Here is a 17,557-nt window from a genome sequence, read left to right on the forward strand (position 1 = left end):
GAAAGCCGTCGCCGCCGCTCCAACCGCCGCACTCAGTTCTCGGACGCCGTCCAGCCCGTCGCCTCGATCCGGGCGGCGTCCGCGGGCCTGGCCTCGTCGAAGAGCGTGCGGTGTCCGTCGTCGACCCGCAGCCCGTCGACGTACGCGCCCCGTCCGACGTACAGCGTGTCGGTCCGGTACCGCCAGCGGATCCGCACCTCCTCGCCGCCCCAGGCCGCGAGGTCCGCGCTCAGCCGGTGCCAGACGCGCCCGGACCAGCCGGTGACCGCGCCCGCCGGGTGCGACTGCGGCTCGTGCCCCTTGCGTACGGTCGTGAACGGCACCGCCTGCCAGGTGGCTCCCGCGTCCGCCGATGCTTCCAGGAAGAGGCGGTCGGAGCCCGGTTCGGTGTCCCACCACAGTGAGCAGCGCAGTCGTGGGCGCCCGGAGGTGAGGGCGAGGGCGGGCAGGCTGAGGGCGGGCAGAGTGAGCGTGGCCGTGGTCGCCGACGCCATGCCGGAGAACCAGGCGGTGCGGCCGTGGGGCGGGCGTACCGCGACGGCCCGGGCCAGGTTGTTGGCAGCCGCCACGCGCGGGGCGCTGCCGGAGCGCCAACTGCGCACCGGGTGGACCGAGTTCCCGAGTACGACGAGGAAGGAGTCGGTGGACGGGTCGAGGACCAGACTGGTGCCCGTGAACCCGGTGTGGCCCGCGGTCTTCGGAGTGGCCATGGCGCCCATGTACCAGTGCTGGTGGAGCTCGAAGCCGAGGCCGTGCTCGTCGCCGGGGAAGGCGGTGTTGAAGTCGGTGAACATGAGCTCCACCGACTCGGGCTCCAGGACCCGCGCCCGCCCGTACGCGCCGCCGTTGAGGAGCGTACGGGCGAGGATCGCGAGGTCCCAGGCGGTGGAGAACACGCCTGCGTGGCCCGCGACACCGCCGAAGCTGTAGGCGTTCTCGTCGTGCACCTCACCCCACACCAGACCCCGGTCCAGACCGGACCAGGGCAGCCGGGCGTCCTCGGTGGCGGCTGTCTTCGGCTTCCAGGAGGCGGGCGGGTTGAAGCGAGTGCGGTGCATCCCGAGCGGAGCAGTGATCTCGTCGTGGAGCAGTGCGTCCAGGGTGCGACCGGTGATCTCTTCGAGCACCAGCTGGAGCGAGATCAGATTCAGGTCCGAGTAGAGGTACTTGGTGCCGGGCGTACTGGCCGGCGCCTCGTTCCACAGGAGCCGCAGCTTCCCCTCCCGCGTCGGCTCCTTGTAGAGCGGAATCCAGGCACGGAACCCCGAAGTGTGCGTCAGCAGCTGGCGCACCGTCATGTCCTGTTTGCCCGCGCCCCCGAAGTCCGGGAGATACGCGGCGACCTTCCCCTCCAGCTCCAGCGTGCCGCGCTCGATCTGCTGCACGGCGAGCATGGAGGTGAACAGCTTCGAGACCGACGCCAGGTCGAAGACCGTGTCCTCGGCCATCGCGATCTGCTGGTCCGCCGGGAACTCCACCGCCGTGTCGGTCTTCTCGTCGTACGCCGAATAGCGCACCGCCGAGCCGATCGCCTGATGCAGCGCCACCGTGCCGCCCCGCCCGGCGAGCAGGACCGCGCCCGCGTACCAGGGGCGCCGGGGGGAGGGGCCGAGGTAACGCTCCGCGTCCGTGACGAGCTGCTGCAGAGGTCCGGGGAGGAGCCCGGCGCGTTCGGGTGAACCGCGGCGCAGTGTCGGGCGTGCGTGGCCGAAACCGTCCGCCGCCCTGGCCCGCCCCGCCGCCAGCGGCGCAAGCACGAGGGCGCCGCCCAGCGCCATGATGCCGCCGCCCAGCCTGCGCCGGCTGATTTCTCTGTCCGCTGCCGCTCCTGCTTCCGCTTCCCCTGCACCGTCGGTCACCAGCCACCCCTTGTGAAAGTAACTTCCGCCACACGTTCAACGAGTGAAACTTTCTTGCAGGCGGTGAGTGCTGTCAACCGTCCAGCGAAACTCAAGCAATCTGACGCTGCATCAGGAAATCTCTTCCCTCGTCCGCCCCACTGCGGCATCCTGCCGCTCATGGAGACGGAGCTGAGCAAGAAACTGGGTGTCGAGCACGCCATCTTCGGCTTCACACCCTTCCCGGCGGTGGCCGCCGCCATCACCCGGGCGGGCGGATTCGGCGTGCTCGGCGCGGTCCGCTACACCGCACCGGACGAACTCGCGCGCGACCTCGACTGGATGGCGGAACACACCGACGGGAAGCCGTACGGTCTCGACGTCGTCATGCCCGCGAAGAAGGTCGAGGGCGTGACCGAGGCCGACGTGGAAGCGATGATCCCGGAAGGCCACCGCCGGTACGTCGAGGAGACCCTCGCCAAACACGGCGTACCCGAACTCGCCGAGGGCGAGGCATCGGGCTGGCGCATCACCGGCTGGATGGAGGAGGTCGCCCGCAACCAGCTCGACGTCGCCTTCGACTACCCCATCAAGCTGCTCGCCAACGCCCTCGGCTCCCCGCCCGCCGATGTCATCGCCCGCGCCCATGACCACGGCGTCCTGGTCGCCGCGCTCGCAGGCAGCGCCAGACACGCCAGGCACCACGCCGCAGCGGGCATCGACATCGTCGTCGCGCAGGGCTACGAAGCGGGCGGCCATACGGGCGAGATCGCGTCCATGGTCCTCGTCCCCGAGGTGGTCGACGCGGTTCACCCCCTGCCCGTACTCGCGGCCGGAGGCATCGGCAGCGGCGAACAGATAGCCGCCGGCCTCGCCCTCGGTGCCCAGGGCGCCTGGCTCGGTTCGATCTGGCTGACCACCGAGGAAGCCGACCTCCACTCCCGCGCCCTCACCGCCAAACTCCTCGCCGCGGGCTCCGGCGACACCGTCCGCTCCCGCGCCCTGACCGGCAAGCCCGCCCGCCAGTTGCGCACCGAGTGGACCGACGCCTGGGACGACCCGAGCGGACCGGGGACGCTCCCCATGCCGCTCCAGGGGCTCCTCGTGGCCGAAGCCGTCTCCCGCATCCAGAAGTACGAAATCGGGCCCCTGCTCGGCACCCCCGTCGGCCAGATCGTCGGCCGTATGACATCCGAACGCAGTGTTCAGGCCGTCCTCGACGACCTCACCCGCGGGTTCGAACGCGCCGTGGACCGAATCAACCGCATCGCCGGAAGGAGCAGCCGGTCATGACCGCGAGTCAGCCGCCCAACGGCTTCTGGGCCCAGGCGAAGGCGGACCCCGGCCGTACGGTCCTCACCACCCCCGGCGGCGAGCAGTGGACGGCCGGACGGCTGCACGCCGCCGTCAACCAGCTCGTCCACGGACTGCGCGCCGCGGGCATGCGCCGGGGCGACGCCTTCGCCGTCGTCCTCCCCAACGGCGTCGAGTTCTTCACCGCCCACCTGGCCGCCTCCCAGGCCGGCTTCTACCTGGTCCCCGTCAACCACCACCTCGTCGGCCCGGAGATCGGCTGGATCGTCGCCGACTCCGGCGCGAAGGTCGTCATCGCGCACGAACGCTTCGCCGAAGCCGCCACCGCCGCGGCCGACGAAGCGAAGCTTCCCGGGAACCGCCGCTACGCCGTCGGCGACGTTCCCCGGTTCCGTCCGTACACCGATCTCCTCACAGGGCAGCCCGAGTCCGAGCCCGCCGACCGCACCCTCGGCTGGGTCATGAACTACACCTCGGGCACCACCGGACGCCCGCGCGGCATCCGCCGCCCGCTGTCCGGCAAGCTGCCCGAGGAGTCCTACCTCGGCGGATTCCTCGCCATCTTCGGCATCCGCCCCTTCGACGACAACGTCCACCTCGTCTGCTCGCCGCTCTACCACACCGCCGTACTCCAGTTCGCAGGCGCCGCTCTGCACATCGGCCATCCGCTCGTCCTCATGGACAAGTGGACGCCCGAGGAGATGCTGCGCCTCATCGACCGGTACGCCTGCACGCACACCCACATGGTCCCGACCCAGTTCCACCGGCTGCTCGCCCTCCCCGAGGAGATACGCGCGTCGTACGACGTGTCCTCGATGCGCCACGCCATCCACGGCGCCGCGCCCTGCCCCGACCACGTCAAGCGGGCGATGATCGACTGGTGGGGTCACTGCGTGGAGGAGTACTACGCGGCCAGCGAGGGCGGCGGCGCCTTCGCCACCGCGGAGGACTGGCTGAAGAAACCCGGCACCGTCGGCAGAGCCTGGCCCATCAGCGAACTCGCCGTCTTCGACGACGCAGGCAACCGACTGCCGCCCGGCGAACTCGGCACCGTCTACATGAAGATGAGCACCGGCGGCTTCAGCTACCACAAGGACGAGGGGAAGACGAAGAAGAACCGTATCGGTGACTTCTTCACCGTCGGAGACCTCGGCGTACTCGACGAGGACGGCTACCTCTTCCTCCGCGACCGCAAGATCGACATGATCATCTCGGGCGGCGTCAACATCTACCCCGCCGAGATAGAGGCAGCCCTCCTCACCCACCCCGCCGTCGCGGACGCCGCCGCCTTCGGCATCCCGCACGCGGACTGGGGCGAGGAGGTCAAGGCCGTCGTCGAACCGGCCGATGGCCACATCCCCGACGACGGGCTGGCCGCCGCCATCCTCACGCACTGCGAGGGGCGGCTGGCCGCCTTCAAGCGGCCCAGGACCCTCGATTTCATCGAGACGATGCCCCGCGACCCGAACGGCAAGCTCTACAAGCGCCGGCTGCGCGAGCCCTACTGGGAGGGTCACGAGCGCGCCGTGTGACCGGCCGCCGCGAACGGGCCCCCACCACACCGGTGGGGGCCCGTCCCGGCGAAGCGTCGTCAGCGTTCGCGCACCCGCTCCACCCGCAGGTCCGGTGACCTGAGGATGTCCTTCTCGCAGAACCGGGACGTCACCCAGCGCTCGCCCGCGTACAGCTTCGTCTGGTCGCTGTAGTACGGCGACGACGGGTTCGACGACTGCCCGTACGTCAGCAGTGTGCGTGCCACCGGGCAGCGGCTGCCGTCCCAGCCCACCGCCTGGATGTGGCTGGATCCGGTCGTCACCTCCGTGTAGCCGCCGCCCGCCGCGTCCCAGACGGGCTCGATCTTGTTCCAGATGCCGAGCGACTCCGTACCGCCGTGCACCGGGACGCGTTCGCCGTTCCGTACGACGAACTGGTGCTTGCCCAGGGGCGCGTCGAGCGCGATGCCCGCCGCCTTCAGCTCCGACACCGCGCCGCTGAGGGCGGTGGCGAAGCCGGGTGCGGCCGTGTTGAGAGTGTTCGGCGTACGTACCGGGTCCGCGGGGGAGAACGGCACCTTCCACAGCTCAGCCGACGGCACGGAGGCCACCAGTTTGCGCCAGAACCGGTCGAAGAGCAGCGCGCCCTCACTGTCGCTGTTCACCGTCCTGTCCCACCGCTCCAGGACAGCGCACGCCTCCCTGAGGTCCGCGCGGTCCGCCGCGAGCGCCGTGCACGCCTTCGCCGCGTCGGCCGCCGCCAGGTCGCCCGCCGGCGCCCGGTTCGCAAACTGCTGCCGCTGCAGGTCACCGACCGTCAGCCGGCCCCTCTCCGCCATGGCCGAGACATCCTCGACCGCGCCGCGCGTACGCAGGGAACGGGGCGTGGCGACCGTGCCGAAGACGCGCTCGTACCCGGTGAGCGGCCGGTCCGGATTGGTCAGCCAGGCGCTGTCGTTGGAGTTCTCGGCGTACGGCGCGTCCTTGAGAGCCGGCATCCTCGACGGTCCGAAGATGCCCGGCTGCACCGCGTCCTTGTCCGAGCCGAGCGCGCAGCCGGTGCGCGACCCGTCCAGCACGGCGAGCCCCGAGGCCGGGTACGTCACCTTCCCGAGCGGCGTCGAGCAGCGCCGCGCCAGATCGTCGGTGATCCGCGGCAGGACCTGCGACTGGCTGAAGAACGAGTGCCCGGCGGAGTCGGCGGCGACGGTGTTGACCCAGGGCAGGCCCTGGACGCGGCGCAGGGTCTCCTGGATGCCCTGCGTGGAGTGCGACTTGGCGAAGCCGAGTGCGGTGTCGGACCCCCGCAGGTTGGCGGCGTTCGGGTCGTTGAGGGCGTACGCCGTCGTCGTCGACCAGGGCAGCGGCAGCGAGGCGCCGAGCCCGGTGACGACCGGCCCGTAGCGGGTCCACCACTGGGTGCGGGTCACCGGAGACCCGCCCCTGACCGGCACGGACACGGTCCGCTTCGTCATACGCTGCGGCTTGCCGTCGACGAGGTACGCCGTCGGGTCGGCCGGATCCAGCGTCAGCTGGTGGAGGTTGAGCGTGACGCCCGTCGCGACCGTGTGACTCCAGGCCACCTTGTCGTTGAAGCCGATGCTGACGGTGGTCGTGCCGAGCAACGAGGCGCCGGAGACGTTCAGTTCCCCCGGAATGGTCTGCTGCGACTGCCAGAAACGCCGACCGCCCTGCCAGGGATAGTGCGGATTGCCCAGCAGCAGACCGCGCCCGTTCGCCGTGGTCTTCCCGCTGAACGCCACGGCGTTGGAGCCCATGTCGGCGTTCTGTGGGTGCTTTGCGTGCTCCGACGCGAACATCTCGCGCGCCGCACCCGCCGCCCGGCCGGGGTCGGCCTCGCCGACGGGCGCGGCGGCGGGGGGCGTCGCGGCGGTGATCCCGTCGATGCCCCGGCCCTGGCCGCCGAGGACGGAGATCGCGAAGCCGCGCCTGGCGACGTCCAGGGCCGTCACCGGGCGCACCCAGTCGGCGCCCTTGCACGCAGGGTCGGTGATGCGGTTCTGCTTGAGCCACGCGTTGTATCCGGCGGCCCAGCCCCGCATCGAGTCCTTGATCTGGCGGCTCGGACCGGCGGGGGCGGGAGTGGCCAGCAGCTTCTCGACCGTGCCGGCGTTCCGTACCCCGGTGAAGTACAGGTCGCTGGAGAGGTTCTTGGAGGCGGACGACAGCGAGCGGTCGGGCGCCGCGTCCGGGCCGAAGTGGCGCGAACGCTCGCCGCGCACCGTCACGAATCCGTCGGCGAGCGTGCAGACCTGGTCGGCGGCCTGGGCCCAGCCGGTGCCGAAGCCGAGGTTCGCGTAGTCCTTGGCCACAATGTGCGGAACGCCGTGCTCCGTGTAGCGGATGAGAGCGGACAGCTTGCCGGCCGACGGATGCCGGTCGCGCGAACCGGCGTCGTCCGCCCCGGCGGCGGCCGGTGGCAGCGCGGCCGCGGCCGTGACCAGGGCTATTGAGGTGAGTGCGAGATGCCTCAGGCGGGTGCGGAGGTGCAACGTGCCTCCCAAAGGGACCGTGGCGAACGGGTGTTGGCGAAGTGATTGGTCCATGCACCCAGCCGGGCGCGCTCATGTCAACATCCTGTTCGGTATCCAGCCGCGCCGAGGCGGCGTTCAGGCCCGTTCGGCCCCTTGACCTCCGGTCGCACCGCGCCCCACGATCACGCCATGACGACAGACGTACGCAGCAGCACCGTCGACGGGATCGTGCGCCGCAGCGCGCGCCGGTCCCCGGACCGCATCGCCCTGCGGTACGCGGACCGGTCCTGGACCTACGCCGCGCTGGACACCGCGGTTTCCACCGCTGCCGCCGAACTCGTCGCGCTTGGCCTTGAGGACGGCGACCGGGTGGCGACGTACGGCCACAACTCGGACGCGTACCTCATCGCCTTCCTCGCCTGCGCGCGGGCGGGACTTGTCCATGTGCCGGTCAACCAGCACCTGACCGGTGACGACCTGGCGTACATCCTCGAGGACTCGGGCAGCGCACTGGTCCTCGCCGATCCCGGCCTGGCGGACCGGCTCCCGGCAGGTTCCGCCGTACGCCCGCTGCGTGACGCCGAGGGCTCACTGCTCGACGCGCTGAGCACGCCGCGCCCGTACGACCCGGACCGGGACGCCCGTGACGTCGTGCAGTTCCTCTACACCTCCGGCACGACCGCGCTCCCCAAGGGGGCGATGATGACGCACCGGGCCCTCGTCCACGAGTACGTCAGCGCCATCACCGCACTGGACCTCAAGGAGGGCGACCGGCCGGTGCACTCGCTGCCGCTCTACCACTCCGCGCAGATGCACGTGTTCCTGATGCCGTATCTCGCGGTCGGTGCGGAGAACACCATCATCGACGGTCCGGACCCGGCGAAGATCTTCGACCTGGTGGAGGCGGGCCGGGCGGACAGCCTCTTCGCGCCGCCCACGGTCTGGATCGGCCTCTCCCAGCACCCCGGCTTCGCCACCCGCGACCTGAGCGGTCTGCGCAAGGCGTACTACGGCGCGTCCATCATGCCCGTACCGGTACTGGAGCGGCTGCGCGAGCGACTGCCGGATCTCGCCTTCTACAACTGCTTCGGGCAGAGCGAGATCGGTCCGCTCGCGACGGTCCTCGGGCCGGACGAGCACGAGGGGCGGATGGACTCGTGCGGCAGGTCCGTGCTGTTCGTCGAGGCGAAGGTCGTCGACGAGAACGGCGCCGAGGTACCGGACGGGACGCCCGGCGAAATCGTCTACCGCTCACCGCAGTTGTGCGAGGGGTACTGGCACAAGGCGGCCGAGACCAAGGAGGCGTTCCGCGACGGATGGTTCCGCTCGGGGGACCTCGCGACGCGCGACAGCGAGGGGTACTTCACGATCGTCGACCGCGTGAAGGACGTCATCAACTCCGGTGGCGTACTGGTCGCGTCCCGGCAGGTCGAGGACGCGCTCTACACCCACCCCGGCGTCGCGGAGGCGGCGGTCGTCGGCCTTCCCGACGCGCGGTGGATCGAGGCCGTCACCGCCGTCGTCGTGCCGCGCGGCGAGGTGACCGAGGCCGAGCTTCTCGCGTACGCCCGCGAGAAGCTCGCACACTTCAAGGCCCCGAAGCGGGTGCTCTTCGTGGACGAGCTGCCGCGCAACGCCAGCGGGAAGATCCTCAAGCGCGAGCTGCGGGACCGGTTGGGTTCGCTCACTTCGCCCGCAGATCCTCGATCCGCCTGAGCTTTCCCACCGACCGTTCCAGCGTCCCGGGGTCGACGATCTCGACCCCGGCCGAGACGCCGACACCGTCCTTCACGGCGGCGGCGATCGACGCCGCCGCGGCCGCCCGCTGCTCCCCGGTGGCTTCCGCCCGCGCCTCCGCCCGTACGGTCAGCCGGTCCATCCGGCCCTCGCGGGTCAGCCGGAGCTGGAAGTGCGGAGCGATTCCCGGCGTACGCAGCACGATTTCCTCGATCTGGGTGGGGAAGAGGTTCACACCGCGCACGATGACCATGTCGTCGCTGCGGCCCGTGACCTTCTCCATCCGCCGGAAGCCCGGCCGCGCCGTTCCCGGGAGCAGCCGTGTCAGGTCGCGGGTGCGGTAACGGACGACCGGCATGGCCTCCTTGGTGAGCGAGGTGAAGACCAGTTCGCCCTGCTCGCCGTCCGCCAGCACCTCGCCCGTGACGGGGTCGACGACCTCCGGGTAGAAGTGGTCCTCCCAGATGTGCAGGCCGTCCTTGGTCTCCACGCATTCCTGGGCCACGCCGGGGCCGATGACCTCCGACAGCCCGTATATGTCGACGGCGTCGATCGCGAACCGCTCCTCGATCTCGCGCCGCATCTCCTCGGTCCACGGCTCGGCGCCGAAGATGCCGACCTTGAGGGAGGTGGTACGGGGATCGACGCCCTGGCGCTCGAACTCGTCGAGCAGCGTCAGCATGTAGGACGGCGTCACCATGATGACCTCGGGGCGGAAGTTCTGGATGAGCTGCACCTGGCGGGCGGTCATGCCGCCGGACGCGGGGATGACCGTACAGCCGAGGCGCTCGGCGCCGTAGTGCGCGCCGAGCCCGCCGGTGAACAGGCCGTATCCGTACGCCACATGCACCTTGTGGCCGGGGCGGCCGCCGGCCGCGCGGATCGAGCGCGCGACCACATCCGCCCACATGTCCAGGTCGCGCTCGGTGTAGCCGACGACCGTCGGCCGGCCCGTCGTACCGCTGGAGGCGTGGATGCGGCGGACAGCGGACTGCGGGACGGCGAACATGCCGAAGGGGTAGTTGTCGCGCAGATCGGTCTTGACGGTGAACGGGAAACGGGCGAGGTCGGCGAGCGACCGGCAGTCCTCGGGACGCAGCCCGGCCTTGTCGAACGACTGCCGGTAGAACGGGACGTTCTCGTACGCGCGGCGCAGAGTCGTCCGCAGGCGTTCGAGTTGCAGTGCCCCCAGCTCTTCGCGGCCGAGCTCCTCCGCCGCGTCCAGCAGAACCGTCATAGGTGACTCTCCCGTCCCAACCGGACAACCGATCATTCGGTCGATCTTCTGGGGGTCAGTAATCCAGGAGGCCGGCCGGGCGTCAAGAGAAAAGCATTGCTTTGAAGGGCCGCCAGTTGTGATGATCTTGTACATGAGGGCCATGCGGACATTCAGCGCGCACGACGGGACCACGCTCGCCTACCACCTCGTGGGCGAGGGCGAGCCCCTGATCTGCCTGCCCGGCGGCGCCATGCGCGCCTCCGCCTACCTCGGCGACCTGGGAGGCCTCTCCGCGCACCGGCAGCTCGTCCTCCTCGACCTGCGCGGCACCGGCGACTCCGCGGTCCCGGCCGACCCGGCGACGTACCGCTGCGAGCGGCTAGTCGCCGACGTGGAGGCGCTGCGTGAGCATCTGGGCCTGGAGCGCATGGACGTGCTGGCGCACTCGGCGGCGGGCAGTCTCGGCATGCTGTACGCCGCCGCCCACCCCCACCGCGTCCGCCGCCTGGCGCTCGTCACGCCGACCGCGTGGGCCGCCGGGGTGGCGGTGACGGCCGAGGACCGGCTGTCGGCGGCGCGGCTGCGGAAGGGCGAACCGTGGTTCGAGGAGGCGTACGCCGCCCTCGACGCGCAACTGCGCGGCGTCGACACGACCGGCTCGGCCTATCCGTTCTTCTACGGACGCTGGGACGCGGCCGCACAGGCGCACGCCGCACAGAGCCCGCGGCAGCTGAACCGGGCGGCGGCGCAGGTGTTCGCCACGGAGAGCACCTTCGACCCGCCGGCGACGCGCGCCGCGCTGGCGGCGTTCGAGGCGCCCGTTCTCGTGCTCGCCGGGGAATGCGACGGCGTGCCCACCCCGGAGCGCGCCGCCGAGATCGCCGCGCTCTTCCCCGCCGCCGAGTCGGCCGTACAGCCCGGCGGCGGGCACTTCCCTTGGCTCGACGACCCCGGCTGGTTCGTCCGTACGGTCGGCACCTTCTTCGACGCCGGACTGCGCGGCGTACGGGCGGACGGCATCCATGCGCGGCATGGTCGCTCTGCTGGTGGCGCAGGCGTACCCGGAGCGGACCGGCCGGCTGGTCCTTGAGGACCCGCCCGCACCGTTCTGACGCGATGTCAGCAATGCGGCCCTCCGGCCGGTACCCCGGCGGGTGCTCACCGGCGGTGGGTGCGCGTGGTCCTGCGCCAGCCGAAGGGGCCCGGCAGGTCCATCGAGGTGGTACGGCGGCCCGTGCTGCTGGTGGTGCGCCGGGGGCCGTTCCTGCCGCCGGTGGTGATGGACCAGGAGCGACGGTTGATGTTCAGCCGCACCCCAGGGAGGATCCGGAAGCTCTTGCGGAAGGTGATCGGCATGGTCGACGTCCTTCGGGGGAGAGGGGTGAGAGGCATGCTTCGTACGGGTTACCGCTCCTGCCCGGACCATGCCCCTCCGGCCGCGTCGGCCGCCCGGCCCGGCACGCTGAATCCCGCTGGTGGCGCCGCGATTGACCTGCCTAGTATCCGACCGTGACGACGCCCAGTGACGAACCCGCTTTCCGACGTCTCGTCCGACTGGCGGAGCGACTGGCCTCGGGCCGCACCGCCGACGAGCGGGAGCTGGCCGAACTCGCGGAGCTGCCGCCCGGATCCATGATGGAGCCGGAAGCGGCGCTCGCCCTGGCCGGGCTGTACGAGCGCCTGGGGCCACGGCTCGGCCGATGGCGCCCGCCGTCGTGGCGCACGGCTGAAGGCGCGAACGGGGGGGGGGAAGGGGAGGGCTGTTCAGTCCTCTGCTGCCCGCACCGGCCCCGTCGCGAGGACGGTCGCGATCGTGTCCGCCTCGGTGGCCGGTTTGTCCTCCCGGTAGCGCACCACGCGAGCGAAACGCAGCGTCACGCCCTCCGGATAGCGCGTGGACCGCTGGACCCCGTCGTACGCGATCTCGACGACGAGTTCCGGACGTACGGTCACCACATGGCCGTTGTCGCCGGTCGCCAGCTCCTGAAGCCGCCGCGTCTGCCAGTCCAGCATCGCGTCGGTGAGGCCCTTGAACGTCTTGCCGAGCATGGCGAACGTGCCGTCGGGCCGCCGGGCGCCGAGATGCAGATTGGAGAGTTTGCCGGTACGCCGCCCGTGGCCCCACTCGGCGGCCAGCACCACCAGGTCGAGCGTGTGTACGGGCTTCACCTTGAGCCACGACGTGCCGCGCCGCCCGGCCTGGTACGGCGCGTCCAGAGCCTTGAGCACCACCCCTTCGTGGCCGCGCCCCAGCGTCCGGGCCAGGAACTCCTCGGCCCGCGGCGCTTCGTCGGCGCCGGCCACCTCCGTCCGGCGTACGCGCATCGGCTCGGGCACCAGCCGCGCCAGCCGCTCGTACCTCTCCCGGTAGGGCAGATCCAGGAGGACCTCCCCGTCGAGCGCCAGCACGTCGAAGAAGACCGGGGACAGGGGCAGCGCCTCGCGCGCCGCCGCCACGTCGAGACGGGAGCCGACGCGGCCCGCGATGTCCTGGAAGGGGAGCGGCCTGCCGTCCGGGTCGAAAGCGATGACCTCACCGTCGAGAATGAACCCGTCGCCGGCCAACTCGGCCGCGACGGACGTGAGTTCCGGTACGCGGTCCGTGATGTCGTCCAGGGTGCGCGTAAAGACGCGTACCCGCTCGCCGTCGCGGTGCACCTGCACCCGGATACCGTCCAGCTTCTCCTCCACCGCGCACGGACCGAGTTTGCCGACCGCCGCATCGACGTTCTGCCCGGGATGCGCGAGCATCGGCGGCACGGCGCGGCCCACCTGGAGGCTGAACTCCGCGAGCGCCGCCGGCCCTTCGCTCAGCAGCGCCCGGCCGACCTCGACCAGCGAACCGCCCAGCATCACCGCTCGCCGCACATCGGCGGCAGGCACCGACGCCGCCGCGGCCAGTCCCTCCGCCGCCAGCGCGTCCAGCGCGCCCTGCCGCACCTCGCCCGTGAGCAGCCCGAAGAGGAACTTCTGCTCCTCTACGGTCGCCGCCCCCATCAGCTCCCGCACCAGCCGCGCCCGCTGCGTCTGCGATCCGGCCCCGGCGACCCCCGCGAACGCGGTCAGCACCGCGTCCACCTCGCGCACGGTCAGCGTGGGTGAGTCGGCGGGCGTGACGGGCTCCCGCAGCAGGCTCCAGCCGATACCGATGCGGCCCTGGGGGAGGCGGCCCGCCAGGTACGGAATCACAATCGGTACGTCGTCGGGCCCGGCGCTGCGGAAGAGCTCCGCAAGCAGCGCGGTCTTGCGCGAGCGCGCGGACGTCGAGGCGATCTCCAGCGAGACCCGGGCGAGTGTGGCCAGCAGCATGCCCCCATCCTGCAACGGTGCCTGCTGCCCCGCAGGCCTTTTAAGGTCGGACCGTGGCCCTCTTCCGTATCGAACGCCGAACACCTCTCTCCGCCGACGAGGCATGGCGGCGCCTGACCGTGTGGGAACACCATGCCGCCCAGGCCCCGCTCACCCGTATCACCGTCACCACCCCACCGCCGACGGCCACCGGGACGGTGCTCGTGGCCCGCACAGGCATCGGGCGCGTCGGCTTCGCCGATCCGATGGAGGTCGTGGCCTGGGACCCGCCGGTGGCCGGGGGAGCCGGCCACTGCAGGCTGGAGAAGCGGGGCGGGGTGGTACTGGGATGGGCCGAGATCGGCGTACGTCCGGCTCCTGGTGGGGCCCTGGTCGTCTGGACCGAGGATCTGCGGCTGCGGGGACTCCCCCGGGCGTTCGACAAGGTGATCGAGCGCGCGGGCCGTCTGGTCTTCGGGCGGGCGGTCACGCGCCTGCTCGGTTCCCCGCCCGGCCGGTGAACCGGCTTGCCGGACCGTCATCTGCTCCCTTGCCCGGCAGGAGCGGCGAACGGCCGTGCGATCGGGTGACTCTTGCCGTCGGACGACATGCCGGGGCGGCCGGGAGGTTAATCGTGCGGTCATGAACCTTCAGCCCACTCATGTGTACCGCGCCGTCGTCCCGCAGGCCCGGCGTGTCCGTATTGCCGCCCTCTGCGCTGTAGCCGTCGCCGCGCTCGTCAGCGGCTGCGGGAACAGCGGTGACTCCAAGTCGCCCCGCGCCGCCGCCGGGCAGCCGGAGGTGCGGCAGACCGTCTCGCCGAGCCCCACGGGCTCCCCCCGGCTCACCGAGGACCAGGCCGCGCGCAAGGCCTTGGTCCCGACCGCCAAGGTCACCGCCGCCAAGGTCGCCGCCACGGCCGTGGGTGAGGTGCCGGGCAGCACGCTGCTGTCGATCGAGCTGAAGCGCTCGGCCGGCGGGGCCGCCACCGCGAGCCCCACCGCGAGCCCCGACGGCAGCCCGAGCCCGAGCCCCAGCCCGAGCCCGGGTGCGGGTGGTTCGGTATGGGTGGCTGAGGTCTCCGAGAAGGACGGTACGGAGCACACCGTCCGCATCGACGCCGCGTCCGGCGACGTGATCCGGTCCCGGACGGACCCGGGTCAGGACGCCGACGACAAGCGCGAACGGGCCGAATGGCTCACCAAGGTCAAGCAGACTCCGGAGCAGGTGGCCAAGGCCGCCACCGACCGGAAGAAGGGCACGGTCACCTCCATGGAGCTGGACGACACCGACAGTGGTGACGTCATCTGGTCCGTCGAGGTCGTGACCACCGACGACTGGAACAAGACCACGTTCGACATCGACGCGACGACCGGCGACATCCTGAGCGAGGACGTCGACCGCGACTGACGCGTCGTCGCCACCGGGCGCGGTGGGGGACCGGGCACCGGGACCGCGCCCCGGACCGCTGGGGACCGGCGGCCGGCTAAGGGCCGCCGGTGCCCGCCGCGACCGAACGGGCCCACCGGTAGTCCGCCTTGCCGCTCGGCGAGCGCTGTATCTCCGTGGTGATCACCAGCTGCCGGGGAATCTTGTATCCCGCGAGCCGGGACCGGCAGTGTGCCTGGATCGCGTCGAGGTCCGGCGCTTTCGCGCCCCCGCGCAGCTGCACCACGGCTGCCACCCGGTTGCCCCACTTCTCGTCCGGTACCCCGGCGACCAGCGCGTCGTACACATCCGGATGGGACTTGAGCGCCTGCTCGACCTCCTCCGGGTACACCTTCTCGCCGCCCGTGTTGATGCACTGCGAGCCCCGTCCGAGCACGGTGACGATGCCGGTCTGGTCCACCGTCGCCATGTCGCCCAGCAGCACCCACCGCTCGCCGTCCGCCTCGAAGAAGGTCTCGGCGGTCTTTTCGGGGTCGTTGTAGTAGCCCAGCGGGACATGCCCGCGCTGCGCGATGCGGCCCACCTCGCCGGGCGCGGCCGGTGCGTACGTCGCCGGATCGACCACTGCGGTACGGGAGTTGACCCGCAGCCTGAACCCCTTGCCGGGGCCCGAGTCGTCCGTCGCCGTGCCGTTGAAGCCGGACTCCGACGACCCGAAGTTGTTCAGCAGCATCACATTCGGCACCAGCGCCTGGAACTGCTCGCGCACCGTCTCCGACATGATCGCGCCCGACGAGGAGACGCTGAACAACGACGAGCAGTCGGTGCCCTTCATCGGCCCGTTCAACGCGTCGATCAGCGGCCGCAGCATGGCGTCGCCGACCAGCGACACGCTGGTGACCTTCTCCTTCTCGATCGTACGGAGCACCTCGTGCGGCACGAACTTGCGGTGGACGACGACCCGCTGGCCGAAGAAGAACCCGATGAACGCGGTGAGCGTCGACGTGCCGTGCATCAGCGGGGGAGTGGGGAAGAAGGTGATCCCGTCACCCCCGGCCGCCACCCGCTCCGCCAGCTCCTGCGGGGACTTCACCGGCTCACCGGTCGGCGCCCCGCCGCCGAGGCCGGCGAAGAACAAGTCCTCCTGCCGCCACATCACACCCTTCGGCATGCCGGTCGTACCGCCGGTGTAGATGATGAACTGGTCGTCGGCCGAGCGCGGCCCGAACCCCCGCCCGGCCGCCCCGGACGCCTCGGCCTCCGCGAACGGCACCGGCAGGATCGCGGGCTCCGGCGCGCCGCCGGGCGGCGTACCCACCCGTACGAGATGCCGGAGCTTGTCCGTCCGGGGCAGGGCGGCCGCGACGCGCTCGGTGAACTCGGCGTCGAAGACCAGCGCCACCAGGTCGGCGTCGCGGTAGAGGTGGACCAGCTCCTCCTCCACGTAGCGGTAGTTGACATTGACGGGGACGACGCGCGCCTTGAGGCAGCCCAGCACGGTCTGGAGGTACTCGATGCCGTTGTAGAGGTGCAGCCCCAGGTGCTCGCCCGGCTTCACGCCCGCGTCGACGAGGTGGTGGGCGACGCGGTTGGCCGCCGCGTCCAGCTCGGCGTACGTGAGCCTGCGCTCCACGCCCGTACCGGGATGGTCGACGTACACGAGCGCCTCACGGCCTGGGACCGCGTCGACGACCGACTCGAACAGGTCGGCAAGGTTGTACTCCACCGTTCCTCCTGACCCGGGCTGCGGTTTGCTCGACGGTCACTCGACGGCCATCAGAGCAAAGGCCGTCCCAAGTGGGAAGAGGCCGGACCCAATGAAACTGACTGAGTGTCAGAAAACTATTGAAGTGGGCGCCGCCCTACTGCAACCTGTTCTCGTTCCTGAGACGGGAGGCAGTCAATGCGTGGTACGGAACACCTCACCCTGGAGCGCGAAGGCGCCACGCTGGTACTCACCTTGAACAGGCCGGAGGCGAAGAACGCGCTGTCGCTGCCGATGCTGGTAGGGCTGTACGACGGCTGGCTCGCCGCCGACGCGGACGACGAGATCCGCTCCGTCGTACTGACCGGCGCGGGCGGTGACTTCTGCGCCGGCATGGACCTCAAAGCCCTCGCGGGCGACAACGGAATGGGCGGCGGCGACCAGTACCGCGACCGGATGAAGGCCGACCCCGACCTCCACTGGAAGGCGATGCTCCGCCACCATCGTCCACGCAAGCCGGTCGTCGCCGCCGTCGAGGGGTACTGCGTCGCCGGCGGTACGGAGATGCTCCAGGGCACCGACATCCGTGTCGCGGCCCAGAGCGCGACCTTCGGCCTCTTCGAGGTCAGAAGGGGCCTGTTCCCCATCGGCGGCTCGACCGTACGCCTGCCACGCCAGATCCCGCGTACGCACGCCCTGGAGATGCTGCTCACCGGCCGCCCGTACTCGGCGCCGGAAGCCGAACGCATCGGGCTCGTCGGCCACGTCGTCCCCGACGGCACCGCCCTCGACAAGGCCCTCGCCATCGCCGAGCAGATCAACGCCTGCGGCCCGCTCGCCGTCGAGGCGGTCAAGGCATCGGTGTACGAGACGGCGGAGATGACCGAGACCGAGGGTCTCGCGGCCGAACTTAAGCGCGGCTGGCCCGTTTTCGGCACCGCCGACGCCAAGGAGGGCGCCCGCGCCTTCGCCGAGAAACGCCCGCCCGCCTACCGGCGGGCATGACCGTGCGACCACCGCGCCGGCCAAGCCGCCCGACCTCCACCGGCATCCGCCGGAGACAGCCCCGCGCGCCACGG

13 protein-coding genes are annotated in these 17,557 nt (G+C 71.2%); 7 read left to right on the forward strand and 6 right to left on the reverse strand.

Going from position 1 to position 17,557, the window contains the following annotated elements; translation table 11 throughout:
- Positions 1 to 32: 32 nt before the first annotated feature.
- Complete coding sequence (locus J7E91_RS03155; RefSeq protein ID WP_214899014.1) at positions 33 to 1,778, reverse strand: serine hydrolase; 1,746 nt, start codon at positions 1,776 to 1,778, stop codon at positions 33 to 35.
- A 240-nt stretch (positions 1,779 to 2,018) separates the two neighbouring features.
- Here J7E91_RS03155 and J7E91_RS03160 point away from each other — a divergent pair, with 240 nt between their 5' ends.
- On the forward strand, positions 2,019 to 3,131 hold the full coding sequence (locus tag J7E91_RS03160; protein ID WP_214898917.1) for a nitronate monooxygenase family protein: 1,113 nt from the start codon (positions 2,019 to 2,021) through the stop codon (positions 3,129 to 3,131).
- Positions 3,128 to 4,684 (forward strand): acyl-CoA synthetase, encoded by a 1,557-nt coding sequence (locus J7E91_RS03165; RefSeq protein WP_214898919.1) that lies wholly within the window; start codon positions 3,128 to 3,130, stop codon positions 4,682 to 4,684. Before J7E91_RS03160 ends, J7E91_RS03165 begins: the two co-directional genes overlap by 4 nt.
- A gap of 59 nt (positions 4,685 to 4,743) precedes the next feature.
- Here J7E91_RS03165 and J7E91_RS03170 read toward each other — a convergent pair whose 3' ends face one another.
- A complete protein-coding gene (locus J7E91_RS03170; RefSeq protein WP_214898921.1) occupies positions 4,744 to 7,158 on the reverse strand; it encodes a penicillin acylase family protein in 2,415 nt (804 codons plus the stop codon).
- Positions 7,159 to 7,329: 171 nt separating this feature from the next.
- Between J7E91_RS03170 and J7E91_RS03175 the strand changes: the two genes are divergently transcribed.
- Positions 7,330 to 8,856, forward strand: coding sequence for an acyl-CoA synthetase (locus J7E91_RS03175; protein WP_214898922.1), 1,527 nt, complete (start codon positions 7,330 to 7,332; stop codon positions 8,854 to 8,856).
- Here J7E91_RS03175 and paaK read toward each other — a convergent pair.
- The gene (paaK, locus tag J7E91_RS03180; RefSeq protein WP_214898924.1) at positions 8,825 to 10,114 is read right to left on the reverse strand and encodes a phenylacetate--CoA ligase PaaK; all 1,290 of its coding nucleotides are present in this window, start codon (positions 10,112 to 10,114) and stop codon (positions 8,825 to 8,827) included. The genes J7E91_RS03175 and paaK overlap by 32 nt on opposite strands.
- A gap of 142 nt (positions 10,115 to 10,256) precedes the next feature.
- Between paaK and J7E91_RS03185 the strand changes: the two genes are divergently transcribed.
- Positions 10,257 to 11,186: an alpha/beta fold hydrolase gene (locus tag J7E91_RS03185; RefSeq protein WP_214898925.1), complete on the forward strand. Its 930-nt coding sequence runs from the start codon at positions 10,257 to 10,259 to the stop codon at positions 11,184 to 11,186.
- A 68-nt stretch (positions 11,187 to 11,254) separates the two neighbouring features.
- Here J7E91_RS03185 and J7E91_RS03190 read toward each other — a convergent pair whose 3' ends face one another.
- Entirely contained in the window at positions 11,255 to 11,452 is a 198-nt protein-coding gene (locus J7E91_RS03190) for a DUF4236 domain-containing protein (protein ID WP_214898926.1), read from the reverse strand.
- 408 nt (positions 11,453 to 11,860) lie between these two features.
- Positions 11,861 to 13,405: an ATP-dependent DNA ligase gene (locus J7E91_RS03195; RefSeq protein ID WP_214898927.1), complete on the reverse strand. Its 1,545-nt coding sequence runs from the start codon at positions 13,403 to 13,405 to the stop codon at positions 11,861 to 11,863.
- A gap of 53 nt (positions 13,406 to 13,458) precedes the next feature.
- Here J7E91_RS03195 and J7E91_RS03200 point away from each other — a divergent pair, with 53 nt between their 5' ends.
- Positions 13,459 to 13,905: an SRPBCC family protein gene (locus J7E91_RS03200; protein ID WP_214898928.1), complete on the forward strand. Its 447-nt coding sequence runs from the start codon at positions 13,459 to 13,461 to the stop codon at positions 13,903 to 13,905.
- Between the two features lie 121 nt (positions 13,906 to 14,026).
- Positions 14,027 to 14,794 (forward strand): PepSY domain-containing protein, encoded by a 768-nt coding sequence (locus J7E91_RS03205; protein ID WP_214898930.1) that lies wholly within the window; start codon positions 14,027 to 14,029, stop codon positions 14,792 to 14,794.
- A 76-nt stretch (positions 14,795 to 14,870) separates the two neighbouring features.
- Here J7E91_RS03205 and J7E91_RS03210 read toward each other — a convergent pair whose 3' ends face one another.
- Entirely contained in the window at positions 14,871 to 16,499 is a 1,629-nt protein-coding gene (locus tag J7E91_RS03210; protein ID WP_214898932.1) for an acyl-CoA synthetase, read from the reverse strand.
- A gap of 177 nt (positions 16,500 to 16,676) precedes the next feature.
- Between J7E91_RS03210 and J7E91_RS03215 the strand changes: the two genes are divergently transcribed.
- Positions 16,677 to 17,483, forward strand: a complete 807-nt coding sequence (locus tag J7E91_RS03215) for a crotonase/enoyl-CoA hydratase family protein (RefSeq protein WP_214898934.1) — start codon at positions 16,677 to 16,679, stop codon at positions 17,481 to 17,483.
- The last annotated feature ends 74 nt before the right edge of the window (positions 17,484 to 17,557 follow it).

This window comes from Streptomyces sp. ISL-99, from assembly GCF_018614005.1.
GTDB classification, from domain to species: domain Bacteria; phylum Actinomycetota; class Actinomycetes; order Streptomycetales; family Streptomycetaceae; genus Streptomyces; species Streptomyces flavidovirens.